At 61.1% G+C, this 22,848-nt stretch carries 20 protein-coding genes and 2 pseudogenes; 17 read left to right on the top strand and 5 right to left on the bottom strand.

Going from position 1 to position 22,848, the window contains the following annotated elements; translation table 11 throughout:
• Positions 1 to 15: 15 nt before the first annotated feature.
• Positions 16 to 729: pseudogene (locus tag JQ611_RS01180) on the top strand (AraC family transcriptional regulator); the annotation flags it as partial.
• Here JQ611_RS01180 and JQ611_RS01175 read toward each other — a convergent pair.
• Positions 728 to 838, bottom strand: a pseudogene (locus JQ611_RS01175) (MBL fold metallo-hydrolase); the annotation flags it as partial. The pseudogenes JQ611_RS01180 and JQ611_RS01175 sit on opposite strands and share 2 nt — an antisense overlap.
• 6 nt (positions 839 to 844) lie before the next feature.
• On the opposite strand from JQ611_RS01175, the gene JQ611_RS42345 reads away from it, so the two are divergent.
• The 5 genes from JQ611_RS42345 (at position 845) to JQ611_RS01150 (ending at position 5,762) form a co-directional block, all read left to right on the top strand.
• Entirely contained in the window at positions 845 to 1,507 is a 663-nt protein-coding gene (locus tag JQ611_RS42345) for a TetR/AcrR family transcriptional regulator C-terminal domain-containing protein (protein WP_283816716.1), read from the top strand.
• Entirely contained in the window at positions 1,491 to 2,561 is a 1,071-nt protein-coding gene (locus JQ611_RS01165) for a TetR/AcrR family transcriptional regulator C-terminal domain-containing protein (protein WP_212266058.1), read from the top strand. Before JQ611_RS42345 ends, JQ611_RS01165 begins: the two co-directional genes overlap by 17 nt.
• A gap of 303 nt (positions 2,562 to 2,864) precedes the next feature.
• Complete coding sequence (locus tag JQ611_RS01160; RefSeq protein ID WP_212266059.1) at positions 2,865 to 3,707, top strand: shikimate dehydrogenase; 843 nt, start codon at positions 2,865 to 2,867, stop codon at positions 3,705 to 3,707.
• A 26-nt stretch (positions 3,708 to 3,733) separates the two neighbouring features.
• A complete protein-coding gene (locus tag JQ611_RS01155; protein ID WP_212266060.1) occupies positions 3,734 to 4,585 on the top strand; it encodes an amidohydrolase in 852 nt (283 codons plus the stop codon).
• Between the two features lie 22 nt (positions 4,586 to 4,607).
• Positions 4,608 to 5,762 carry an ABC transporter substrate-binding protein gene (locus tag JQ611_RS01150; protein ID WP_212464299.1) on the top strand — a complete coding sequence of 385 codons (1,155 nt, stop codon included), beginning with the start codon at positions 4,608 to 4,610 and terminating at the stop codon, positions 5,760 to 5,762.
• Between the two features lie 119 nt (positions 5,763 to 5,881).
• Here JQ611_RS01150 and JQ611_RS01145 read toward each other — a convergent pair whose 3' ends face one another.
• Positions 5,882 to 6,385: an Lrp/AsnC family transcriptional regulator gene (locus JQ611_RS01145; RefSeq protein WP_212266061.1), complete on the bottom strand. Its 504-nt coding sequence runs from the start codon at positions 6,383 to 6,385 to the stop codon at positions 5,882 to 5,884.
• 134 nt (positions 6,386 to 6,519) lie between these two features.
• Here JQ611_RS01145 and ald point away from each other — a divergent pair, with 134 nt between their 5' ends.
• Entirely contained in the window at positions 6,520 to 7,632 is a 1,113-nt protein-coding gene (ald, locus tag JQ611_RS01140) for an alanine dehydrogenase (protein WP_212266062.1), read from the top strand.
• A 185-nt stretch (positions 7,633 to 7,817) separates the two neighbouring features.
• Here the strand turns inward: ald and JQ611_RS01135 are convergent, their stop codons facing one another.
• From JQ611_RS01135 to JQ611_RS01125, 3 genes are all read right to left on the bottom strand, one after another.
• Positions 7,818 to 8,612 (bottom strand): hypothetical protein, encoded by a 795-nt coding sequence (locus JQ611_RS01135; protein WP_212266063.1) that lies wholly within the window; start codon positions 8,610 to 8,612, stop codon positions 7,818 to 7,820.
• Positions 8,613 to 8,902: 290 nt separating this feature from the next.
• Positions 8,903 to 9,826: a response regulator transcription factor gene (locus tag JQ611_RS01130; RefSeq protein WP_212266064.1), complete on the bottom strand. Its 924-nt coding sequence runs from the start codon at positions 9,824 to 9,826 to the stop codon at positions 8,903 to 8,905.
• Positions 9,816 to 13,187, bottom strand: a complete 3,372-nt coding sequence (locus JQ611_RS01125; protein WP_212464298.1) for an ATP-binding protein — start codon at positions 13,185 to 13,187, stop codon at positions 9,816 to 9,818. The genes JQ611_RS01130 and JQ611_RS01125 overlap by 11 nt, the downstream gene beginning before the upstream one ends.
• 198 nt (positions 13,188 to 13,385) lie before the next feature.
• On the opposite strand from JQ611_RS01125, the gene urtA reads away from it, so the two are divergent.
• From urtA to JQ611_RS01075, 10 genes are all read left to right on the top strand, one after another.
• Positions 13,386 to 14,645, top strand: coding sequence for an urea ABC transporter substrate-binding protein (gene urtA, locus JQ611_RS01120; protein WP_212266066.1), 1,260 nt, complete (start codon positions 13,386 to 13,388; stop codon positions 14,643 to 14,645).
• A gap of 137 nt (positions 14,646 to 14,782) precedes the next feature.
• Positions 14,783 to 15,709 carry an urea ABC transporter permease subunit UrtB gene (urtB, locus tag JQ611_RS01115; protein ID WP_212266067.1) on the top strand — a complete coding sequence of 309 codons (927 nt, stop codon included), beginning with the start codon at positions 14,783 to 14,785 and terminating at the stop codon, positions 15,707 to 15,709.
• Positions 15,710 to 15,727: 18 nt separating this feature from the next.
• On the top strand, positions 15,728 to 16,876 hold the full coding sequence (gene urtC, locus JQ611_RS01110; protein WP_212266068.1) for an urea ABC transporter permease subunit UrtC: 1,149 nt from the start codon (positions 15,728 to 15,730) through the stop codon (positions 16,874 to 16,876).
• A 68-nt stretch (positions 16,877 to 16,944) separates the two neighbouring features.
• Positions 16,945 to 17,700, top strand: a complete 756-nt coding sequence (gene urtD / locus JQ611_RS01105) for an urea ABC transporter ATP-binding protein UrtD (RefSeq protein ID WP_192735046.1) — start codon at positions 16,945 to 16,947, stop codon at positions 17,698 to 17,700.
• 70 nt (positions 17,701 to 17,770) lie between these two features.
• A complete protein-coding gene (gene urtE, locus JQ611_RS01100) occupies positions 17,771 to 18,460 on the top strand; it encodes an urea ABC transporter ATP-binding subunit UrtE (RefSeq protein ID WP_212390008.1) in 690 nt (229 codons plus the stop codon).
• A gap of 93 nt (positions 18,461 to 18,553) precedes the next feature.
• Positions 18,554 to 19,783 (top strand): formamidase, encoded by a 1,230-nt coding sequence (fmdA, locus tag JQ611_RS01095; protein ID WP_212464297.1) that lies wholly within the window; start codon positions 18,554 to 18,556, stop codon positions 19,781 to 19,783.
• An 89-nt stretch (positions 19,784 to 19,872) separates the two neighbouring features.
• The gene (locus JQ611_RS01090; protein ID WP_212464296.1) at positions 19,873 to 20,214 is read left to right on the top strand and encodes a zinc ribbon domain-containing protein; all 342 of its coding nucleotides are present in this window, start codon (positions 19,873 to 19,875) and stop codon (positions 20,212 to 20,214) included.
• 144 nt (positions 20,215 to 20,358) lie between these two features.
• A complete protein-coding gene (locus tag JQ611_RS01085) occupies positions 20,359 to 21,399 on the top strand; it encodes an aliphatic amidase (protein ID WP_212464295.1) in 1,041 nt (346 codons plus the stop codon).
• Positions 21,400 to 21,880: 481 nt separating this feature from the next.
• A complete protein-coding gene (locus JQ611_RS01080; RefSeq protein ID WP_212266072.1) occupies positions 21,881 to 22,321 on the top strand; it encodes an SgcJ/EcaC family oxidoreductase in 441 nt (146 codons plus the stop codon).
• A 55-nt stretch (positions 22,322 to 22,376) separates the two neighbouring features.
• The gene (locus tag JQ611_RS01075) at positions 22,377 to 22,610 is read left to right on the top strand and encodes a hypothetical protein (RefSeq protein ID WP_212266073.1); all 234 of its coding nucleotides are present in this window, start codon (positions 22,377 to 22,379) and stop codon (positions 22,608 to 22,610) included.
• Positions 22,611 to 22,848: the final 238 nt, after the last annotated feature.

Raw genomic sequence — 22,848 nt, 5'->3', positions numbered from 1 at the left:
TGGCGAGGACAAGTCATGAGCTGCAAGCCAATTTCGCGCTATTTTTCGCAGAAGAATCAGCCAGACGCTTCCAAGGCGCACCAGCGCGATTTGCCGAATGCCGACCGGCGTCCTGCCGGTGTGGAGATGGCGCGCGTGCTCAAGACCGCTCCGCTGCGCCTGGCTTCCGATCCGTCCAGTGGAGCGATCGCGCATTGGAAGCACAATGCGCTGCATGACGTCGTCGAGCCCATGGCTGATCACGTCATCATGACTTACCCGACCGGCCTGCAACAGCTAGAGCGACGCTCGGGAAGATCAGTTGCGATCGGAACGGCGCGTTCCGGGGTTGTGACGATCATTCCCGCCGGCTCAAGCGCCCGATGGGATATTCCCGGCCCCGTCAATGTCGTTCAGCTTTATCTTCCGCCCACAACGCTGCAACGCGTCGCCGGCGAAGCCGATATGGCCGCTCCCGGCGATCTCCTGGAAAGGACGGGACATCCCGACCTCACCGCGTCCCGATTGCTCTTGAGCGCGGCGGATATGATTGGAGGCAGTGCCGCACTGGATGCCCTGCTCAGGCAACAGCTGACAGACCTCCTGGCCACTCACCTCTTGGCTGCGCACATTGGCTCGCCAATCGCGTTGCAGCCGACCATAGGCGGCCTCGCGCCCACGGCATTGCGCCGCGCCATCGAACGCCTGCGCTCGGACAGCGATGCGGACGTATCTCTTGCGGCGCTGGCTCGGGCGCCTCCCAGAACTTGACCTCGGCGGCCGACACGTGGATCCGCAGGTCCGGACGCAGCCGGTCCTTGACCCCGTCGACGAGCAGCCCGCCAATGTGGTCCATGTGCCTAACATGAGACGTCCCGCGTCTGCTCGAGCAGATAATGCTGAATCGAGGCCGGACATTCGCTCCGACATCGTGTCGGCGATCAGCGGGACGCTCGCTGATCCCTGCGATACGCTCGCCGACCTCAATGGAATTTTTCATCGAAGCGGATATTCGCAAGAAGATATCTGGTCGGCATTCGAAAGTATCGACGATCTCGTCGTCGCGGTTGCCGAGCACGAAGCCCTGTTCATATCGCAGCCATTGGTGAGGAGGGTACGTCCAAATACCCTTGACGATGTACGCGATACCCTTGTCGCCTTCGGACTCGTTGCCTCGCGAGAGTATTCGACCACCCTGGTCGGGTTCATCCGGATGATGATGGCCGAAGGTGCGCGCAACCCTTCTCTCAAGAAGCGGGTGTACGAGGCAGGGTCGGAGATCGTCACACGGAGGCTGCGGGAGTTTCTGTCGGACACCAATGAAAGAGGGATCCTGTCGATATCGGACGCGCAGGTATGCGCGGAGCAATTGATGGGACTGCTGAGGGAGCCGCTCTACCAGGCATTGATGCTGAATCCCGTGACGAGCCAGAACGGGTCAGCCGCCGACCGCGTCAAGGCCAGCGTTGAAAGGTTCCTGCATGGATGTGCAAGCGCGAGGAGCGCCAGATATGAACGCACCATATGATACTGCCCGTGCGAGCCAGTCCTGGCTGGCGCGGAGCAGCGACAGCCCATCAAGCCTGAAGGTCGTCGACGATGTCCCGTCGGATTTGGCCAACTGCGCCGACGAGCATGGATCGCTGGTGACGGTCGAGCCCGTCGACTGGATCGTTTGCTTCGTCCCCGGCCTGAAACGGCAATGGTGGCATCGGTTCGTCCATCACAAGCATAAGCACGTCTTTGCCATGCGGCCGACGAACACCGGGAGCTGGCTGCTCGTGGAGCCGTGGTGGACCCGCATGATGGTGACGATCCTGCCGCCGGCCGATGCCGTCAAATTTCTGCGGTGGGGTGGGACGGGCGATATCCTTCGCGTCCGCGAGCAGGTCCCGGGTAAAGCAAGCCAGATGCGCGGCTGGTCGAATTGCGCTGTCATCACGGCGTTCGTGCTTGGGCGGCCGAGCTGGACATGGACGCCGCACGGTCTCTACAAGGAACTGCTCCGCGAGAAGACAACGCGGCGCGAGAACGTGGAACAGCTTCTGGTCGAGCAGTTCGCCAAGGTCGTCAGCCAATACTCGTCCAATGCACTGAGTGTCAATGCCGACCAGCTTTCGCTGCCGCTCAGGGAATTGCTCATCATCATCGGGCGCAATCTTCTCGAGACGATGATGACGCCGGCCTTGCTGGAGGTTTGTTACACCGCCATCCTCGAAGCGGACCGCTACCCGAATGCGACACGGGTCTACGCGCAGCATGGCCCAAAGCGGGCCATTGCCGTCCTGACAAAAATTCTCGCAAGAGCGAAGCAGGCCGGCGAGATCGATCTAGCGGATTGCGAAGCCGGCGCCCGCCAGTTTCTCGGCATGCTCTATGGCAACATTCACCTGGAAGCGGTGCTTCAGCTCGGCGCGATACCAACGCTTTCCGAGATCGATTTGCGCGCCCGCACCGCGGTGAAAGTCTTTCTCGACGGCGCCGGGCCTGACGAGACGGCAATCCTCGCGCGAGGGGTTTTACGCAACGGCGGCGGGCCATTGCCGGTGGCCAGCCGCCGCGCATGGGTCTACCTGCGTTGAAGCGTTTACCTGCGCCGTACTAGAGGCCGTATGTGCCGTCGTCCCCGCCGCCAGCGGTCAGCTACCCTTCGTACCCACCCGCGCAGCCCGCCGGATTATTTCATAATGCGAATTTGGTTTTGCCATAGTGGGATTTGAGTTGCGCGCGGTAGCCATTCCGCTTACTAGTCGGACAGCTGGGGCGTTCCAAAAGGCGGTAGCCACCACCCGATGACTGCCCAATCAGCGACGCGATCGCCTCGGGGTCATCCGACGCGTGTGCGGGTTCCTGCGACATAACCAACTGAAGGACAACATCGCAGCATGTCGACCCCAAACGGCTTCGGACTGGCTGGCATCATCGGCATGCCTGTCGCCCATTCGCGATCGCCGACGATTCATAATTTCTGGTTGAATGCTCACGGCATCCGTGGCGCCTATGTGCCGCTCGCGGTCGAGCCCGAGCGGTTGAAGGAGGCGTTGCCGGGGCTGGTTGCCCTCGGCTTTCGCGGCTGCAACGTGACCATGCCGCACAAGCAGACGGCGATGGCGCTGCTGCACCGGGTCAACGAAACCGCGCGGCGTATCGGCGCCGTCAATACCATCGTCGTCGAAGCAGACGGCACGCTGAGCGGCTTCAACAATGACGGCAACGGATTCGTGCAGAGCCTGCGCGACGCCAGGCCGGACTGGCAGGCGGACGCGGGGCCGATCCTTCTGCTCGGCGCCGGCGGTTCGGCAAGGGCCGTGGTCGTGGCGCTGCTGGAGAACGGTGCGCGGCAGATCAAGATCGCCAACCGCACTGCAGAGAAAGCGCAGGCGATAGCGAGCGAGTTCGGCGGCGCTGTCACCGCCATCGCCTGGGCGGACCGCAATGCCGCCATGGCCGAGCCTGCCTTGCTCATCAATTGCACGGACCAGGGCATGATCGGCAAGCCGGCACTCGATGTCGACCTGGCGCGACTGGCGCCCGCCGCCATGGTCGCCGACCTGATCTATACGCCGCTCGAAACCCCGTTTCTGGCCGAGGCGCGGCAGCGCGGCTGCGTGACGGTGAACGGGCTCGGCCTGCTGCTCAATCAGGCGAGGCTGGCATTCAAGGCCTGGTTCGGCGTTCTCCCAGACGTCACGCCGGCGCTCGTGAAGGCCGTTCACGCCACCTTCTAAGGCGCCGTCGGAGGAGTTTTTCGGCGATGACGATACCGACGGGCAACAAGATCGACTGCCACATTCACGCCATCGATCCGGTTCGCTTTCCCTATGCGGCGGATACGTCCTATCGTCCGAGCGGGCAGGAGATCGCCCCTGCGGCGCACCTCGTTCGCGTGCTTGACGCCTTCGATGTCAGGTACGCACTGATCGTCGGAACGAATTCCGGCTACGGGACCGACAGCCGCATTCTGCTCGATGCGATCAAGCTGGGTGATGGCCGGTTCAAGGGTGTTGCGGTCGTCGAGAATGATGTCGGCATCCAGGAGCTGGAACGGCTGAAGGCGGCCGGAATCGTCGGGGTCGCCTTCAATGTCCCGTTTCACGGCACGGGTTATTATCGCAACACGGCGCCGCTGCTGGAAAAGCTGGTCGAGCTCGGGCTGTTTCTGCAGATCCAGGTCGAGCAGGATCAGTTGCTCGCGCTGCTGCCGCTGATCGAAAAGTCGACGGTTCGCCTGGTGATCGATCATTGCGGACGGCCTGCAGTCGAGCATGGGTTAATGCAGCCGGCTTTCCAGGCGCTGCTGGCGATCGGGCGGGAGCGCGACGCTTATGTGAAACTGTCGGGCTACTACAAGTTCTCGCGGCAGCCACATCCTTACGAGGATGCGTGGCCGTTCATTGCTGCGCTGGTCGAGGCATTCACGCTCGATCGTTGTGTCTGGGGATCGGATTGGCCGTTTCTGCGGGCGCCCGAACGCCTGGATTATGGGCCGCTGCTCGCGGTGCTGAGCCGGCTGTTTCCGGACCGGGACGATCAGCAACGACTGTTGTGGCGGACGCCTGCGCGGCTGCTTGGCTTCGCGGGCGGCGGGACAGATCAATCAAGATAAAGCAAATGAGAGGGAGATCGTCATGCGTCATTTCCGGTACCTGAGCTGCGCTGCCATCGTTGCGTCATTGTGGACCTCCCACGTCCACGCGCAATCGACGGTCTATCTTCCCAACGTCATCGAATTGTCCGGAGCGGGCGCGGTGTCGGGAACGAACTGGCGTGACGGTGTCGTGCTGGCGATCGACGAGATCAACAAGGCCGGCGGCATATTGGGCCGCAAGATCGAGACCGAGCACCTCGACACCCAGAGCAATCCGGGCGTCTCGCGCGCGCAGGTCCAGAAGGTTCTCGACCGCGATCCCTATGTCGTCCTGGGGCCGATCTACTCCGGTTCGGTCAAGGTCAACATGGCGCTGACGCAGCAGGCCGAAGTCCCGCAGATCGTGGGCGCCGAGGCCGCCGATATCACCCTGCAAGGCAACCCCTGGGTGTTCCGTACCGCCTTCGGCCAGCAGATCAGCATGCCGAAAATCGCTAACTATTTGCATGACCGCCTCAAGGTGAAGTCGGTGGCGCTGGTCTGGGTCAACAATGATTTCGGGAAAGGCGGCCGCGACAGTTTCGCCAAGGAGATGAAGGCGCGCGGCATCGAGGTGGTGGTGGACCTTTCCACCGAGCAGGGCCAGGTCGATTTCGGCTCCGATGTCATCAAGCTGAAGGGCGCAAAGGCGGACGCCATTTTCGTCTATTGCAACGAGGAGGAAAGCGCCCGTTTCCTGATCGAGGCGAAGCGGCAGGGCCTGGCCACGCCGCTGTTCGGGGAGACCACGCTCCTCAGCCAGAAGGTGGTTGATCTCGCGGGTCCCGCCGCAAACGGCGCGCGCGGCCATGTCGGCCTCAGCGCGGATGCGCCGATCCCCGCGATCGAGGAATTCACCAGGAAGTTCAGCCAGCGCTATAACTACCGGCCCGATCACAACGGCATCAAGGGCTATACCGCCGTCTATCTGGTGAAATACGTCACCGAAAAGATCGGCAAGTTCGATCGCAAGGCATTTGGCGCCGCCATGAAGGGGCTGTCGCTGACGCCCGCGAATGCGCCGGGGATGCTGATGGAGGCGAGCTGGGACCAGAAAGGCGACATCGACCGCGCAAGCTTCCTGGCCGAAATTATCGATGGCAAGCAGAAGATCGTGGAAACGCTGCCGAAGCTCAATCCCTCCAAGGCTGATTGAAAAGGCTGATTGAAGGCTGATTGATGGCTGATTGATCCGAAGGCCGTCCATGAGATTTGCGGTCGATCTTTGCCGGCAGGGGCGGCCTCAATTTTCCTTTCCGCTCGTCAATCGCCGGCCTATTTTCTGGTTTGCTTCCGTGCTGGACGCCCCGGTTTTCCGAAGATCGCCGGGGGGACCGCGCGATCGATGATCTCGCGAAGGGCGAAATTCGACTGGATGCGTGAGACAAGCGGCAGGCGCGACAGTTCGGTCCGGTGAATTCTCTCGAAGTCTTCGATATCGCGCGCCAGCACGATCAGGAGATAGTCGTCGTTTCCCGACATCAGAAAAGTGCGGATCACTGACGGACAGTTGACGACGGCGGCTTCGAACGATTTCAGCGCCTCGTCGCTTTGGCTGTTGAGCGCGATTCTGACCAGCACGGTCGTGTTGAGGCCAAACCGGCCCGGATCAAGGATGGCCTGATAGCCTCTGATATATCCTTCGTCTTCCAGCGCGCGTTGCCGCCGCGCGATCGCGGTGCTCGAAAGTCCGACCCGGTCGGCCAGCTCGGTGTGACTGACCCGCGCGTTGGCGCTGAGTTCGGCGAGAATGGTCATGTCGATCTTGTCGTGGTCCATATGTTTAAAATCCTGCGCCATAGTGCCAAATTTCGTTGAATTTCTGCACTATTTTCCGGTATGTGCGCAAGTTTGCCGAGAAACAACCGCGGTTCCCTCCTAGAAAAGAGGCGTGCCATACAGCGGAGGTTGCCATGAAGGTCGGGGTGCCCAGGGAAATCAAGACGCACGAATACCGTGTCGGTCTGACGCCGGGGGCCGTTCGCGAATATGTGGCCGCGGGGCACGGCGTCGTGGTCGAGACCAATGCCGGCGGCGGCATCGGCGCGACGGATGACGCTTATCGCAAGGCTGGCGCTACAGTGCTGGACTCCGCCCGCGAGGTGTTTGCGTCCAGCCAGATGATCGTCAAGGTCAAGGAGCCTCAAGCTTCGGAATGGTCGCAATTGCGGCAAGACCAGATTCTCTTCACATACCTGCACCTGGCGCCCGATCCGGACCAGGCCAAGGGCCTCATCGAGTCCGGATGCACCGCGATCGCCTATGAGACCGTGACGGATGCCCATGGCGGCCTGCCGCTGCTGGCGCCGATGAGCGAAGTGGCGGGCAGGCTTGCGATCGAAGCGGCCGGCGCGGCCTTGCGGCGGCATGCGGGAGGCCGGGGCCTGCTGATCGGGGGCGTGCCGGGCGTCCAGCCGGCCCGTATCGTGGTGATCGGAGGCGGAGTCGTCGGGACGCACGCGGCACGCATGGCGGTCGGCCTCGGCGCCGAGGTCACCATTCTCGACCGTTCGATAGGCCGGCTCCGCGAGCTGGACGAACTGTTCGAGGGGCGTGTTCGGACAAAATTCTCGACCATCGACAGCATTGAGGAAGAGGTGTTCGCCGCCGACGTCGTGATCGGTGCGGTGCTCGTCCCGGGCGCGAGCGCGCCGAAACTGGTGACGCGGGATATGTTGGGTTCGATGCGCAAGGGGGCTGTGATCGTGGATGTCGCGATCGACCAGGGCGGCTGCTTTGAGACATCGCACCCGACCACCCACGCTGATCCAACCTTCGAGGTGGAGGGCGTCATCCACTACTGCGTCGCCAACATGCCAGGCGCTGTTCCGCTGACCTCCAGCCAGGCGCTGAACAACGCGACGCTGCCTTTTGGCCTGGCGCTCGCCAACAAGGGATTTGCGGCCGTGCTGGAGAATCCGCATTTGCGCGCTGGTCTGAACGTCTACCGGGGCCGGCTGACCTGCGAGCCGGTGGCCAGAAGCCTCGGCATGCCGTTTTCACCGATCGAGGGCGCTGTGGCTTGAGGCCACAAGGTGACGTTGCCGACGATGGACGGAAGCGGTCTGAGGCGGAACTGCGAGCGAGGTGATTACTTCCGGATTTGGCGCTTTCGGACTTGAACAGCCGGGCTGGCGATGACGCGGGGAGAGCGGACCTCGCCGATGCGTGCTTTGACTTCCGCGGATGACCTACAGCGGACATTCAGCAGTCAATGTTGATGGCCAATTCCATTATTAGCGCATTCTGAGCCCTCGCATGGCCAATGAAGCGCCAGAATGATCATTGCATTTGGGCGTAACACTGATTGTTTTTTAATGAACGCTGACTTGCCAAGATCGAGACAAATATTGACGATCAAGTAGGTAACCAATGGTTTGTCGCGCATTGGGAGACCATTGTTATCCAGCTGATACTTGCCAAGAGCATATGTCGGGGTCGGCCAGGAGCCGGCAGTATTGTAAGCGCCTAAAACAAGCCTGTTCACGCAAGGGTGGCTCGTCGGCATCGGGTAAACAAGTGCCGGATAGGCCGGCTTTGATTGCTTGATGACATACATACTTCCTTGCGACAAAGGCACAGGAGTAAGTCCGGTCAAAAACGACTGAACGCGATTACCACCAAATTTTCCTCCTTTCTCAGGAGAATTCAAATTTGTTCCATCTGTCTGTATTCCTACTTCACTAGCTAGCCAGTTGCTTGCGAATACTAACGGCCGGGATGGAAGGCTTCCGACGTCAGACGGATCTTGGCTTATGTTTTGTTGAGCCAGGATCATGTCAATCGCATTTGAAAGACCTTGTTGCGCTGAAAGGAATGTCTGCAAGTCGGTATTGGGATCAGGAATTGTGAATTTCCCATTTGCATTAAACTGAGGGATTAAACGCATTAAGCCTTCCGGGCTACACAACAATTCTGACTGCGCGGACAAAGTAGCTGCACTGGAAGGAGACGAAGCAGACACTGCGATGGCAAGGAGAGCAGTCCTGATAGAAAAAATAGACATCGCAATTATTCTCCGAATGAACTCCGAACCGCGCGAATTTTGCGTTTTTCCCGCGCTTTGGCAAGGCAAGCAGCGGTCGCGAGCAGCAGATGGCCTGCCTTATCTCTTCGGACCAGGTTTTAGCTTGTGCAAACACGGACCAAGTACCAACTTCGAGCGGGCGAACGCTGGCCATCGATCGTCAACGAAAAGACGATTGCACTTCAACCGCGTTGCTGAACGGCAGGTCGCTGTTGAACACCCACCACGGGATGCTCGTGAACGGGTAAGCCCGTGGGAACTCCAGTTCGCTACTTCAGGTCCCTCGCCTTGACTGCGATCGCCGCCGCCGCGGTGCGGTTTTCCACCCCGAGCTTCGAATAGATCTGTTCGAGGTGCTTATCCACCGTGCGGGGCGAAAGGCCCAGGATCTGTGCGATGTCGCGGTTGGTCTTGCCCTTGGAGAGCCATGACAGCACTTCGCCCTCGCGCGTGGTCAGCCCAAGCTCGCTGGAGAATTCGGCGGCCGTACCGGCGCTGGCGTCCTTGGCGAGCCGCAGCAGGAATTCGCTGGGACCGGTCTTGCCCATATAGTGCAGCCGGAGCTGCTCATTGCCGGGAAACGACGCCGTCGCGGCCTTCGAGGCGGCCTTGCCTTCCTGCGCCTGCTCGAGCCATCGCGGCACCGGCTCCGGCAGCACGAGTTCGTCGTCGGCATTGGCGGTGAGCGTTGCCGACAACAGCTTCTGTGCCTGCGGCGTCGCCCACAGGATCTTGCCTTGCCCGCTGACCGCCAGCAGATAGCGGCCGGAAACGTCGAGCGCGGTGCGGGCGCTCTGCGTCAGCCGGGCGTTGGCCAGGTGCACCCGAATCCGCGCCAGCATCTCCTCGATCGCAATCGGTTTTGTCACATAGTCGACGCCGCCGGCCTCGAGCCCGCGAACGATGTGTTCGGTTTCCGCGAGGCCCGTCATGAAGATGATGGGAACGTTGACGAGGCCCGCATCGCGCTTGAGCCGTCTGCAGGTTTCAAAGCCGTCCATCCCGGGCATCACGGCATCGAGCAGTACGATATCCGGCGTGATCTGGTCGACGATCCGCATCGCCGAGGCGCCGTCGAGTGCGACCATGACGGTCATGCCGGCACCATCGAGCGCGTCGGTGAGCAGACGCAGCGTCTCCGGGGAATCGTCGACGACGAGGGCGACGTCGCGCTTTTTGGGATCAATGATCATAGCTGTGCAACGTCTTCAGGGTCGCCATGTATTGATCGAGATCGAAGCGGTCGATCAAGGCGCGCATTTGCGTGACGAAGTCGGCATGTTCAGGGAAATCGTTGCCGATTTCATCGAGCTTGAGCTGGATGGCGCGGATATAACCCAGTTGCCCGAGGCCGATCAGTTCCTCGATATGCTGTACCGACGGCCGCGAACCGGTCTCGGGCTTCCAGTGGGGAACGATAATTTGATAGGCTTCGTAGTCCCACTCGAGCTTGAGCAATTGGCGAATGGTTTCCAGCAACTTGGGAATGTCGATCGGTTTCATCAGATAGCCGTCGTGAAACGGCTGCGCCAGCGGCGCGCCGTGTGCTTCCAGCGCACTCGCCGATACCATCAGGATGCGGGCTTGATGGTGTCCGGTCGCGCGCAGCGTCTCCGCCACCGTCCAGCCGTCCATGCCGGCCATCGAGATATCCAGCAGAAACAGATCGGGCCGGCAATGCTGGGCCAACGCCAGGCAGGCGGGCCCGTCCGGTGCGCTGAGCAGGATGAAGCCGAGCGGCGTCAGCACCTCGCGCAAGAGATCGCGATGGGTCGGATCGTCGTCGGTGATCAGGATCGTCCTGCGCGGGCCGTGATAGCCGAAGATCGGCGCTCCGACGGGTGCGATCTGCGTCGGGTTGGTGACCTCAGACAGCAGGATTTTCATGCGGAAGTTGCTGCCGGTACCGACCGTGCTGGTCACCTTGATGTCGCCGCCCATGACGCCGGCAAGCAACCGGCTGATGGTCAGGCCGAGACCGGTACCGGTCTGCGGCTGCGAAACCCCGAGCGCGCCGCGTTCGAACGGTGCGAAAATACGCTCGAGATCGCCGGCTTGAATGCCGGGGCCGGTGTCGATCACTTCGAATTCCGCCACCGGGCTGCGGTAATGCACCACGAAGTGCACGCTGCCGGCCTGCGTGAACTTGATGGCGTTCGACAGCAGATTGATCAGGATCTGGCGCAACCGTTTCTCGTCGGCAAAGACCACGACGGGCAGCACCGCCGGGCGCTTGAACACGAAGTCGATGCCCTTGGCGGCCGCCTGCAGCCGGAACATGCCGACCAGCTGATCGAGGAAATCGCTGAGACGGACTTCGTCGCGCGACAGATAGAGCCGTCCGGCTTCGATCTTGGAGATGTCCAGAATGCCGTCGATCAGGCCGGATAGATGATCGGCGCTGCGGCGGACCACGCGCACCTGATCGCGCGGTTTTGTCTGCAGGCTGGAATCCTGCTCCAGCAGCTGCGCGTAGCCGCTGATGGCGTTGAGCGGCGAGCGCAACTCGTGGCTCAACCCGACCACGTAGCGGCTCTTCGCCAGATTGGCGGACTCGGCGACTTCCTTGGCGCGCTGCAGCTCAGCGTCGGTGCGCTTATGCGCGTCGATTTCCTGGATCAGCAGCGTGGTCTGCCGCCTGGTTTCCGCTTCCGCCGCGCGGCGGCTTTGCTGCGCCAGCACGAACAGCCAGGCCACCACGCCGATGATGATCGTGAGCGCGAAGAACACCTTCCACAGCACGTCGGATAGCTGGAGATCGTCGAGCGGAATCGTCGCTGACGTCTGCAGGTAAATCAGCGCGAGCGTCAACCCGACCAGCCCTGCGGAAACCGCGAACACGCCGAGATAGTGCCCAACCTGGGAGTTGATCCGCGCGTAGATCGGTTCAGGCAGCATCTTGCCCAGCGTGTCCGATATCTGCGCCTGAATCCGCGCATGCGGCTTGCAGAGATCGTGGCAGCGCGCGTCCAGCGAACAGCACAGCGAGCAGATCGGGCCGGCATAGGCCGGGCAGGAGGCCATGTCCTCGGGCTCGAATGAATGCTCGCAGATACAGCACTGGATTGCTTCGAGGTTCTGCCAGCTCCGCTTCGGCTTGCGCGCGATGTAATACTTGCCGTCGGTCGCCCAGGCGATCAGCGGCGCGGTGACAAAGGCGACTGCGAGCGCGACGAAAGCCGACAGCGCCTTCGGCGTCGGTCCGAACAGGCCGTAGAACGCACTGATGGAAACGATGGTCGCGATCGTCATCGCGCCGACGCCGACGGGGTTGATGTCGTAGAGATGCGCGCGCTTGAACTCGATGTGCTGCGGACGCAAGCCGAGCGGCTTGTTGACGACGAGATCGGCGACCAGCGCGCCAACCCAGGCGATGGCGACGTTGGAATAAAGCGCCAGCGTCTGCTCCAGCGCCTTGTAGACGCCGATTTCCATCAGCAGCAGCGCCACCAGCACGTTGAAGACGAGCCAGACCACGCGGCCGGGATGGCTGTGGGTCAGCCGCGAGAAGAAATTCGACCAGGCGATCGAGCCGGCATAGGCGTTGGTCACGTTGATCTTGATCTGCGAGAGAATGACGAAGGTGCCGGTCAGCGCCAGCACCAGATCGGGCTGCGACAGCACATAACGGAACGCTTCGAGATACATGTGCGCGGGCTCGGCCGCATGCTCGGTGGAAACGCCGTGGCTGAGCGCAAAGTAGGCGAGGAACGAGCCCAGCAGCAGTTTGAGCGCGCCAAAGATGATCCAGCCGGGGCCGGCGCTGAGCATCGCGATCCACCACGACGTCCGCGAGGTCCGACGGTCGCGCGGCAGAAACCGCAGGAAGTCGACCTGTTCGCCGATCTGCGCCACAAGCGAAAACACCACCGAGGCGGCGGTGCCGAACAACAGCAGATCGAGATTCCCGCCGGCGGCGCCGTGCTCGCCGGAGAACTTCCGCCACTCCGTAAACGACTGCGGGTTGGCGTAGGCGATCGCGACAAAAGGGAGGATGTGCAGGATGATCCAGATCGGCTGCGTCCACAGCTGGAAGCGGCTGATCAACGTGATGCCGTACGTGACCAGCGGAATGATGACGACCGCGCTGATGAGATAGCCGATCGGTCTCGGGATGCCGAAGCACATCTCCAGCGCGCTGGCGAGAATGACCGCCTCGAGCGCGAAAAAGATGAAGGTGAAGGAGGCATAGATCAGCGACGTGATGGTCGAGCCGATATACCCGAAACCGGCCCCGCGGGTCAGCAGGTCGATGTCGATGCCGCATTTGGCGGCGTGATAGGCAATCGGCAGTCCGCAGAGGAAGATGATGACGCTGACGACCAGAATGGCGACGACCGCATTGGTGGCACCGTAGTTGAGCGTAATGGTGCCGCCGATTGCTTCCAGCGCCAGGAAGGAGATGGCGCCGAGCGCGGTGTTGGCAACGCGGGCGGCGGACCATCGCCGCGCGCTTTTGGCGGTGAAGCGCAGCGCGTAGTCTTCCAGCGTCTGGTTGGCAACCCATTGATTGTATTGGCGCCTGACGCGGTCTATCCGCTGCCGCCCTGCCACTTTGTTGCTCCTGACCCCCAACGACCGAGCCCTTCGGGCCTATCAATCGTTTGCAAGTTGCGTACCGCAAAATCCGTACCAAAACCTACGTCGCTATTTTGCGGTGCAGTATACGCAATCTTGCGTATCTGTGCAGTGCACAAAACTGAGCATCCTTGCCTCACCAATAAGCGCGTTCTCGAACCAAATGGGGTGCTCATGTCAGACGAAATCAAACGGGGCCTGCAGTCTCCGCTGCGACGTAAACTGCTGATGGGAGCGGCAGCCTTGCCGGCGATGGCGCTGCTGCCGCGCCTGGCATTCGGCGCCGGGCCGCCGACTGCGGCCGTCAACACCACGGGATTGGCCGTGACCGACACCGAAGTAACGGTCGGCATCCTGCATTCCGCCACCGGCACGATGGCGATCTCCGAAACCGGTTCGATTCAGGCCGAGAAGCTTGCCATCGAGCAGATCAACGCCATGGGCGGTGTGCTTGGCCGCAAGATCAAGGTCATCCAGGAAGACGGCGCCAGCGACTGGCCGACTTTCGCGGAGAAGGCCAAGAAGTTGCTGGTCAACGACAAGGTGGCCTCGATCATGGGCTGCTGGACCTCGGCGTCGCGCAAGGCGGTGCTGCCGGTCATGGAGCAGTACAACGGCATGCTCTATTACCCGACCTTCTATGAAGGGCTCGAGCAGTCCAAGAACGTGATCTACACCGGGCAGGAAGCGACCCAGCAAATTCTCGCTGGCATCGATTGGATCACCAAGGAGAAGAACGCCAAATCGTTCTACTTCATCGGCTCCGACTACATCTGGCCGCGCACCTCGAACAAGATCGCGCGCAAGCACATCGAGAATTTCCTGAAGCTGAAGGTCGTCGGCGAGGAATACTTCCCGCTTGGCCATACCCAGTTCAACTCGGTCATCAACAAGCTGAAGCTGACCAAGCCCGACGTGATCTTTACCGACGTCGTCGGCGGTTCGAACGTCGCGTTCTACAAGCAGCTCAAGGCTGCCGGCATCGACCTGGCGAAGCAGACCCTTCTAACCATCTCGGTGACCGAGGACGAGATCGACGGCATCGGCGGCGAGAACATTGCCGGCGCCTACGCCTGCATGAAGTACTTCCAGTCGCTGAAGAACGAGAACAACGAAAAGTTCGTTGCCGCGTTCAAGAAGATGTGGGGCGACAAGACTGTGATCGGCGACGTGACGCAGGCTGCTTATCTCGGCCCGTGGCTGTGGAAAGCGACCGTCGAGAAGGCCGGTTCCTTCGACGTCGACAAGGTCGCGGCTGCTTCGCCCGGCATCGAGTTCAAGGGTGCGCCGGAAGGCTATGTCCGGATCCACGAAAACCATCATCTGTGGTCGAAGACCCGCGTCGGCAAGGCCAAGCTGGACGGACAGTTCGACATGGTGTTCGAGACCGCCGACCTGATCCAGCCGGACCCGTTCCCCAAGGGCTATCAATAAAGGCTCGCGGACAACTCCCGCGATTCCCCAAGAGTCTCTCTCAAGAGTCTCCCTGGCGTGGACCGTCAATCCGCGTCCAACACCCCCGCGTCGCGAGCTTGCTCGCGGCGCGGGACTTCCCCCACGGAGAAACATCGATGTTCGGCGACTATTCGATTGGCGATCTCGGCTCCATCTTCGTCATGCAGGGTTTTGCCGGCCTGATCCTGTTTTCCGTCTACGTGCTGATGGCGCTCGGGCTTGCCATCATCTTCGGCCAGATGGGCGTCATCAACATGGCCCATGGCGAGTTCATGATCCTCGGCGCCTACGTTACCTGGCTCACCTCCAGCGCCTTTCAGCACTATCTACCGGCGCTGTTTCCCGGTTACTTCTTTCTCGCCATGGTGCTCGCTTTCATGGCCTCCGGCGCGCTCGGCATGCTGGTCGAATGGGGGCTGATACGCCACCTTTACAAGCGCCCGCTGGATACGCTGCTGGCGACCTGGGGCCTCAGTCTCATCCTGCAGCAGACCTATCGCTCGGTATTCGGAGCGCGCGAGGTCGGCGTCGAGCTGCCGCAATGGATGCTCGGCTCCAAGCAGATCACCGACACCATCGAAGTCCCGATCAATGGCATCTTCGTGATGTGTCTGACCGTGCTGATCACGATCGTGGTCGCCTACGTCATGTACAAGTCGCGCTGGGGCCGCCAGGTCCGCGCCGTCGTGCAGAACCGTATCATGGCCGGCGCGGTCGGCATCAACACCGAGAAAGTCGACCGCTACACCTTCGGCCTCGGTTGCGGCATCGCCGGCGTCGCCGGCAGCGCCTTCACCATGATCGGCTCGACCGGGCCGACCTCGGGCCAGCTCTACATCGTGGACACCTTCCTCGTGGTCGTGTTCGGCGGCGCCGCCAGCCTGATCGGCACCATCGCATCGGCTTTCAGCATCTCGCAGACGCAGTCGACGCTCGAATTCTTCATGTCGGGGTCGATGGCGAAGGTGCTGACGCTGCTCGCCATCGTCGGAATTCTGATGCTGCGGCCGCAGGGGCTGTTCGCCCTCAAGGTCCGCAAATAACAAGAAGCAGGCACGGTCATGATCATCAACTCACGCTTTTTCAATCGATCCGAGCTCATCGGTTTCGTTGCGCTGGCCGCCCTGCTGTTCGTGATCCTGCCGCTGTCGCTGGATGTGTTCCGCCTCAACCTGGTCGCCAAATACCTGACCTACGCCTTTGTCGGGATCGGGCTGGTGTTGTGCTGGGGCTATGGCGGCATCCTGAGCCTGGGACAGGGGGTGTTCTTCGGCCTCGGCGGCTACTGCATGGCGATGTTCCTCAAGCTCGAGGCATCGAGCCCGGAAAACACCAAGATTCAGTCCACCCCCGGCATCCCCGATTTCATGGACTGGAATCAGATCACCTCGCTGCCGCTGTTCTGGCAGCCGTTTCACAGTCTCACCCTTACCATTCTCGCCATCATTCTGGTGCCCGGCCTGTTCGCCCTGATCATCGGGACCGCGATGTTCAAGCGCCGTGTCGGCGGCACCTATTTCGCGATCATCACGCAAGCCGTTGCGGCAATCCTGACCATTCTGATCGTCGGGCAGCAGGGCTATACCGGCGGCATCAACGGCATGACCGATCTGCGCACCCTGAAGGGATGGGACATCCGGCCGGATCATGCCAAGGTCATGCTCTACTTCTTTGAAGTGTTCCTGCTGTTCGGCTGCATCCTGCTGGCGCAGTTCATCCGCCTGACCAAGCTCGGCCGCATCCTGGTGGCGATGCGCGAACAGGAAGACCGCGTCCGCTTCTCCGGCTACAGCGTCGCCAACTTCAAGATATTCGCCTTCTGCATGGCCGCGATCTTCGCCGCGATCGGCGGCGCCATGTTCGCGCTCAATGTCGGTTTCATGTCGCCGTCCTTTGTCGGGATCGTGCCGTCGATCGAGATGGTGATCTACACGGCGGTCGGCGGACGGATGTCGATCTTCGGCGCGGTGTGGGGTTCGCTGCTGGTGAACTTCGCCAAGACCGGCCTGTCGGAATCCTTCCCGCAGCTCTGGCTGTTCGGCCTCGGCGGACTGTTCATCGCGGTGGTGCTGGCGTTCCCGAACGGCCTGTCCGGGATCTGGGCGGACCACGTCCAGCCTCGCATCGATCGGCTGATGACGTGGCGCAAACCAAAACCCGCCAAGGCGTGGACCGACAGTTCGGTCGCCGACGGCGCCCCGGCAGAATGAGGAGATAGATCATGCTCATCGGTCACCCCGGTTGCCGATGCCACACTGGCGGAATGAGGAGATAGATCATGCTCATCGGTCACCAGCCCAAAGAGTTCCTGCTCGCGGTCGAGGCGCTCACGGTGTCCTTTGACGGCTTCAAGGCGGTCAACGATCTCTCCTTCTATGTGGAGGAGAACGAGATCCGGGTCATCATCGGCCCCAACGGCGCCGGCAAGACCACGGTGCTCGATCTGATCTGCGGCAAGACCAAGGCGACGTCGGGTTCGATCCAGTTTCGCGGTCAGGAACTGACCCGGATGAAAGAGAACCAGATCGTGCAGACCGGCGTCGGCCGCAAGTTCCAGACGCCGTCGGTATTCGTCGATCTCACGGTGTTCGAGAACCTGGAGATTTCCTACCCGCGTGGCCGCACCGTGTTCGGCTCGCTCGCTTTCCAGCGCGACGCCGCGGTGCGCGACCGCGTCGAGGAAGTCGCCGAGATGATCTTCCTGAAGGATCGCCTCGACACCTATGCCGATGAACTCAGCCACGGCCAAAAACAATGGCTCGAGATTGGCATGCTGCTGATCCAGGATCCGGACCTGCTGATGCTCGACGAGCCGGTAGCCGGCATGAGCGTCAGCGAGCGGGCCAAGACCGCCGAACTGCTCAACCGCATCATCAAGGGCCGCTCGGTGCTGGTGATCGAGCACGACATGAAGTTCGTCGAGGATATCGCCCACAAGGTCACGGTGCTGCACCAGGGCCAGATCCTGTCGGAAGGCACGATGGAGCACGTCAAGAACGATCCGAAGGTCATCGAAGTCTATCTGGGCCATTAGCGCATGATCCCGGCAAGTGTCGTCCGGTTTCCGGACAAGATCATGCGCAAGGAATAAGGAGCGCGAGTCGATGCTGGCTATTTCGGATCTGCATGTCGCCTACGGCCAGAGCGAGGTGCTGCACGGGCTCAACGTATCGGTCGCGCCCAATGAAATCGTTGCGATCATGGGCCGCAACGGCATGGGCAAGACCACGCTGATGAAATCGCTGATGGGCATCCTGCCCGCCAAGAGCGGCTCGGTGACAATGGCAGGCACGGAATTGAGCCAACTGCCGAGCTACGAACGCGTCGCCAGGGGCCTCGCCTACGTGCCGCAGGGCCGCATGATCTTCTCCACCATGACGGTGAAGGAGAATATCGAGACCGGTCTCGTCGTGTCCGGCGAGAAGGATGTTCCGGGCAGCATCTATGAGCTGTTTCCCGTGCTGCTGGAAATGAAGAACCGCCGCGGCGGCAATCTCTCCGGCGGACAGCAGCAGCAGCTCGCAATTGCGCGCGCGCTCGCCACCAAGCCGAAAGTGCTGCTGCTGGACGAGCCGACCGAAGGCATCCAGCCGTCGATCATCAAGGACATGGCGCGCACCTTGAAGCGCATTCGCGACGAGCGCGGCCTGTCGATCGTCGTCTCCGAACAGGTCTTGAGCTTCGCGCTCGATGTCGCCGACCGCGTGCTTGTCATCGAGAACGGCGAGATCGTCCGCGACGATCCGCGCGACGATGTCGATGCCGCGCAGATCTCGAAATATCTGTCCGTCTAGAGCGTGATCCGGAAAAGTGTGAAGCAGTTTTCCGAAAAGATCACGCTCAAAAAATGAAGCAGTATCAACGTCTGTAAAAAAGGGGAGCCTGCAATGCCAGATACGCTGATCAAGGTCGATCTAACGAAATCGGCCTACGAAAACGACAAGATCCACAACCGCTGGCACCCCGAGATCCCGATCGTGGAATGGGTCAGCCCGGGCGACGACTTCATCATCGAGACCGTCGACTGGACCGGCGGCTTCATCAAGAACAACGATTCGGCCGACGACGTGCGCGACATCGATCTGTCGATCGTGCACTTCCTGTCCGGCCCGATCGGCGTCAAGGGCGCCGAGCCCGGCGATTTGCTGGTGGTCGATCTGCTCGACGTCGGCCCGCTGAAGGAGAGCCTGTGGGGTTTCAACGGCTTCTTCTCCAAGAAGAACGGCGGCGGCTTCCTGACCGATCATTTCCCGCTGGCGCAGAAATCGATCTGGGACATCAAGGGCCTCTATACGTCGTCGCGCCACATCCCCGGTGTCAACTTTGCCGGGCTCATTCATCCCGGCCTGATCGGCTGCCTGCCCGATCCGAAAATGCTGGCGACCTGGAATGCGCGTGAAGCCGAGCTGATCGCGACCAACCCGACCCGCGTACCGGGATTGGCCAACCCGCCATTCGCGCCTACCACGCATGCCGGTCAGGCCAAGGGCGATACCAAGGCCAAGATCGCCGCCGAGGGTGCCCGCACCGTGCCGCCGCGCGAACATGGCGGCAATTGCGACATCAAGGATCTGTCGCGCGGCTCGAAGATCTATTTCCCGGTCTATGTGCCCGGCGGCGGTCTCTCGATGGGCGACCTGCATTTCAGCCAGGGCGACGGCGAGATCACCTTCTGCGGCGCGATCGAAATGGCCGGCTGGCTGCACATCAAGGTCGATGTCATCAAGGACGGCGTCGCCAAATACGGCATCAAGAACCCCGTGTTCAAGCCGTCGCCGATCACGCCGAACTACAAGGACTATCTGATCTTCGAAGGCATCTCGGTCGACGAAGCCGGCAAGCAGCACTATCTCGACGTGCACATCGCCTACCGGCAGGCCTGCCTGAACGCGATCGAATACCTGAAGAAGTTCGGCTACTCCGGCGCGCAGGCCTATTCGATCCTGGGCACGGCGCCATGTCAGGGCCACATCTCCGGCGTGGTCGACGTGCCGAACGCCTGCGCCACGCTGTGGCTGCCGACGGAAATCTTCGACTTCGACATCATGCCGTCGTCGGCTGGACCGATCAAACACATCAAGGGCGACATCCAGATGCCGCTGTCACAGGACAAGTGATCCCTGCGCGAGAAGGATGCGGGACGGCGGCGTATTGGCCGCCCCGCATCCGCCGTGCCCCCTCGACGAGTCAGCGCAAGGATAGTGCAATGCCGGTCTACGAATATCTCTGCAATGATTGCGGCCCGTTCACCGACATGCGGCCGATGGCCGAATGCGACGCGCCGCAGGACTGCCCGCAATGCGAAACCGAGTCGCCGCGCGTGATCCTCACGGCGCCGGCGTTCTTCTGCATGCCGTCAGACAAGCGCCAGGCCCATGCCACCAACGAACGCAGCGCCAACGCGCCAAAGACCCTCGACCAGTACAAGGCCTCGCATGCCCCGGGCTGCGGCTGCTGTTCAAGCAAGAAGCCGGCGCGGCTGATGAAGCAGACCAGAAGCGGCGCCAAGAGTTTCCCGACCGCGCGGCCGTGGATGATCAGCCACTAGAGCGTTTTCAAGCGAAGGGGATAGCGGTTCGCGTGAAGAAAACGCGTCAAAACAAAAGATAGAGCCCCGTTCCGATTCCATCGGAACGGAAAGGGCTCTGATGCCTCGACGGCAAACATAACAAGAACAGGAGAGGCGAACCCCATGCTTCACGGTGACATTTCCTCGAGCAGCGACACGGTCGGCGTCGCCGTCGTCAATTACAAAATGCCGCGCTTGCACACCAAGGCCGAGGTGCTCGACAACGCCCGCAAGATCGCCGACATGGTGGTGGGCATGAAGCTTGGCCTGCCGGGCATGGATCTGGTGATCTTCCCGGAATATTCCACCCACGGCATCATGTACGACTCCAAGGAGATGTACGAGACCGCCTCCGTCGTGCCCGGCGAGGAAACCGCGATCTTCGCCGAAGCCTGCCGCAAGGCGAAAGTGTGGGGCGTGTTCTCGCTCACCGGCGAGCGTCACGAGGAGCATCCGCACAAGGCGCCGTACAACACCCTGATCCTGATGAACGACAAGGGTGAGATCGTCCAGAAATACCGCAAGATCATGCCCTGGGTGCCGATTGAAGGCTGGTATCCCGGCAATTGCACCTATGTGTCCGACGGTCCGAAAGGGCTGAAGGTCAGCCTGATCATCTGCGACGACGGCAATTTTCCCGAAATCTGGCGCGACTGCGCCATGAAGGGCGCCGAGCTGATCGTGCGCTGCCAGGGCTATATGTACCCGGCCAAGGAGCAGCAGGTGCTGATCTCCAAGGCGATGGCCTGGGCCAACAATGTCTATGTCGCGGTCGCCAATGCCGCGGGCTTCGACGGCGTGTATTCCTATTTCGGTCACTCCGCGATCATCGGCTTCGACGGCCGCACGTTGGGTGAGACCGGTGAAGAGGAATACGGCATCCAGTATGCAGCGCTGTCGAAGAACCTGATCCGCGATGCCCGCCGCAACAACCAGTCGCAGAACCATCTCTACAAGCTGGTCCATCGCGGCTACACCGGCATGATCAATTCCGGCGAAGGCGCGAAGGGCCTTGCTACCTGTCCTTACGACTTCTATTCGAAGTGGATCGCCGATCCCGAAGGCACGCGCGAAATGGTCGAGGCGATGACCCGCTCCACTCCGGGAACCGACGAATGCCCAATCGACGGCATCCCGAACGAGAAGTCCGCGAGCAATTACTAGACAGAGGAAACAGCGCGCCGCACGACGCGGTCCCGGCCCTGGGCCGGGATCGATGACTGGCAGTGGTGTGCGATATTTTGTTGGATGGCTTGCCGAGCCGTAGCTCGCGGCCGCGCCCGCCTTCGCCCAAATGGGCTTCGGCGCGGCAGCCTTCACTCGCTTCGCGAGCGAAGGCTGGTGGGCCCGGCAGATATCAAATTGCGCTGCAATGTCTTGTATTTAGAAGCTTGGTGGTAATCAAAGAGCCCCATTGAAGCCATTGAGCTTTTCTACGCGCCATTACCACCAACTTCCTGTTGTCTTGACCTATCTCAAACAACACGCACGGCGAAAATCATAGTGACGGTCGGTCGGGACCTTTCTCGATATCGGCCGACCGGCGTACCCATGAAGTCGGCTAGAAGAAGTACAGGATTGCAACGCAGCGCCCATTGCGGTGGGCGTCACGGTGCAATTACGCGCCACTAAGGAGGGAATGGAAATGAAACGTCCAGTATTATTGGCGTTGTGCATCCCCTTAATGTTTACGGCTCGGGCATCTGCTGACGATATGAAGCAGGAAGTCAGCAAGATCGCCATCTCCTACATGGATTGTTACACCAAGCGGGACCCGGCGTGCGTCGCGGGGCTCTACACTAAGGACGGCGTTTTTATCAACCCGGCCGGGAAGCATGACGTTGCGACCGCTTATGCCGGTAGTTTCAAGGCTGGTTTTAACAAGCTCGATTCCACGGTCGAAGAGGTGTGGCAGGTCGATAATGATACCCCGGCTGCGGTGGGCAAATTCCACATCACCGGCAAGAACGACAAGGGCGATGCGCTGGATGCATCGGGTACTTGGACCGCCGTCTATGTCAAAGCAGATGGCAAATGGAAGATCCGAATGCTAACAGCAGCTCCGATTCCACCTAAGAAAGACTGATCATTAACGCGAAGCGCCCACCTCGCAAGAGGTGGGCGTTCCTGACCAAGCTCCGATGGTTTGCCGCGATCACCGCTGCAGCCATCATGTCGAGACCAACGCGGACGGCTGGGCCGATGATGTCCGGCTGTCCGACATCGAGCCGCGCTTCGTCTGCACGCGCCGCGGCAGACGCGGTGCCGAAGCGCGGTCAAAGTTTTCGCAGGCTATCAGATGGCGCAGCTACACCAAGAAAGCCGATCGCAAGGGGCTCGCTGCGCGCGCGCTGGCGCAATGGACGCGGCCTTGATCCGACGATGTGGTGGGACAAAGCGAACTCGTACATCTGCACCTCGAAAAGAACGGGCCTAGAACAACGGGTCGTTACCACCTTTGGGGCGGTGGTAATTTCAGGCTCGAAAAATCAATGATATCAATCCGGGCGCGGCATTGTGGTGGGCCCGGCAGGACTCGAACCTGCAACCAGACCGTTATGAGCGCAGTACCCTTTCGGGTAATTCGAACATAATCAGTGTTTCTCGATCAAG

It is taken from the genome of Bradyrhizobium sp. AUGA SZCCT0182, from assembly GCF_018130185.1.
Taxonomy (GTDB): domain Bacteria; phylum Pseudomonadota; class Alphaproteobacteria; order Rhizobiales; family Xanthobacteraceae; genus Bradyrhizobium.
The sequence above is the reverse complement of the archived record's forward strand: the minus strand, read 5'-3'. Positions and strand labels throughout refer to the sequence as shown.

Coding starts and splice junctions, on each gene's coding strand:
- urtD (WP_192735046.1), top strand. CDS start 16,945: ATGCTCATCGGTCACCAGCCCAAAGAGTTCCTGCTCGCGGTCGAGGCG.
- JQ611_RS01130 (WP_212266064.1), bottom strand. CDS start 9,826: ATGATCATTGATCCCAAAAAGCGCGACGTCGCCCTCGTCGTCGACGAT.
- JQ611_RS01150 (WP_212464299.1), top strand. CDS start 4,608: ATGCGTCATTTCCGGTACCTGAGCTGCGCTGCCATCGTTGCGTCATTG.
- JQ611_RS01075 (WP_212266073.1), top strand. CDS start 22,377: ATGGTTTGCCGCGATCACCGCTGCAGCCATCATGTCGAGACCAACGCG.
- JQ611_RS01080 (WP_212266072.1), top strand. CDS start 21,881: ATGAAACGTCCAGTATTATTGGCGTTGTGCATCCCCTTAATGTTTACG.
- urtE (WP_212390008.1), top strand. CDS start 17,771: ATGCTGGCTATTTCGGATCTGCATGTCGCCTACGGCCAGAGCGAGGTG.
- fmdA (WP_212464297.1), top strand. CDS start 18,554: ATGCCAGATACGCTGATCAAGGTCGATCTAACGAAATCGGCCTACGAA.
- JQ611_RS01145 (WP_212266061.1), bottom strand. CDS start 6,385: ATGGACCACGACAAGATCGACATGACCATTCTCGCCGAACTCAGCGCC.
- ald (WP_212266062.1), top strand. CDS start 6,520: ATGAAGGTCGGGGTGCCCAGGGAAATCAAGACGCACGAATACCGTGTC.
- JQ611_RS01165 (WP_212266058.1), top strand. CDS start 1,491: ATGAACGCACCATATGATACTGCCCGTGCGAGCCAGTCCTGGCTGGCG.
- JQ611_RS01135 (WP_212266063.1), bottom strand. CDS start 8,612: ATGTCTATTTTTTCTATCAGGACTGCTCTCCTTGCCATCGCAGTGTCT.
- JQ611_RS01085 (WP_212464295.1), top strand. CDS start 20,359: ATGCTTCACGGTGACATTTCCTCGAGCAGCGACACGGTCGGCGTCGCC.
- JQ611_RS01155 (WP_212266060.1), top strand. CDS start 3,734: ATGACGATACCGACGGGCAACAAGATCGACTGCCACATTCACGCCATC.
- JQ611_RS01090 (WP_212464296.1), top strand. CDS start 19,873: ATGCCGGTCTACGAATATCTCTGCAATGATTGCGGCCCGTTCACCGAC.
- urtA (WP_212266066.1), top strand. CDS start 13,386: ATGTCAGACGAAATCAAACGGGGCCTGCAGTCTCCGCTGCGACGTAAA.
- urtB (WP_212266067.1), top strand. CDS start 14,783: ATGTTCGGCGACTATTCGATTGGCGATCTCGGCTCCATCTTCGTCATG.
- JQ611_RS42345 (WP_283816716.1), top strand. CDS start 845: ATGAGACGTCCCGCGTCTGCTCGAGCAGATAATGCTGAATCGAGGCCG.
- urtC (WP_212266068.1), top strand. CDS start 15,728: ATGATCATCAACTCACGCTTTTTCAATCGATCCGAGCTCATCGGTTTC.
- JQ611_RS01160 (WP_212266059.1), top strand. CDS start 2,865: ATGTCGACCCCAAACGGCTTCGGACTGGCTGGCATCATCGGCATGCCT.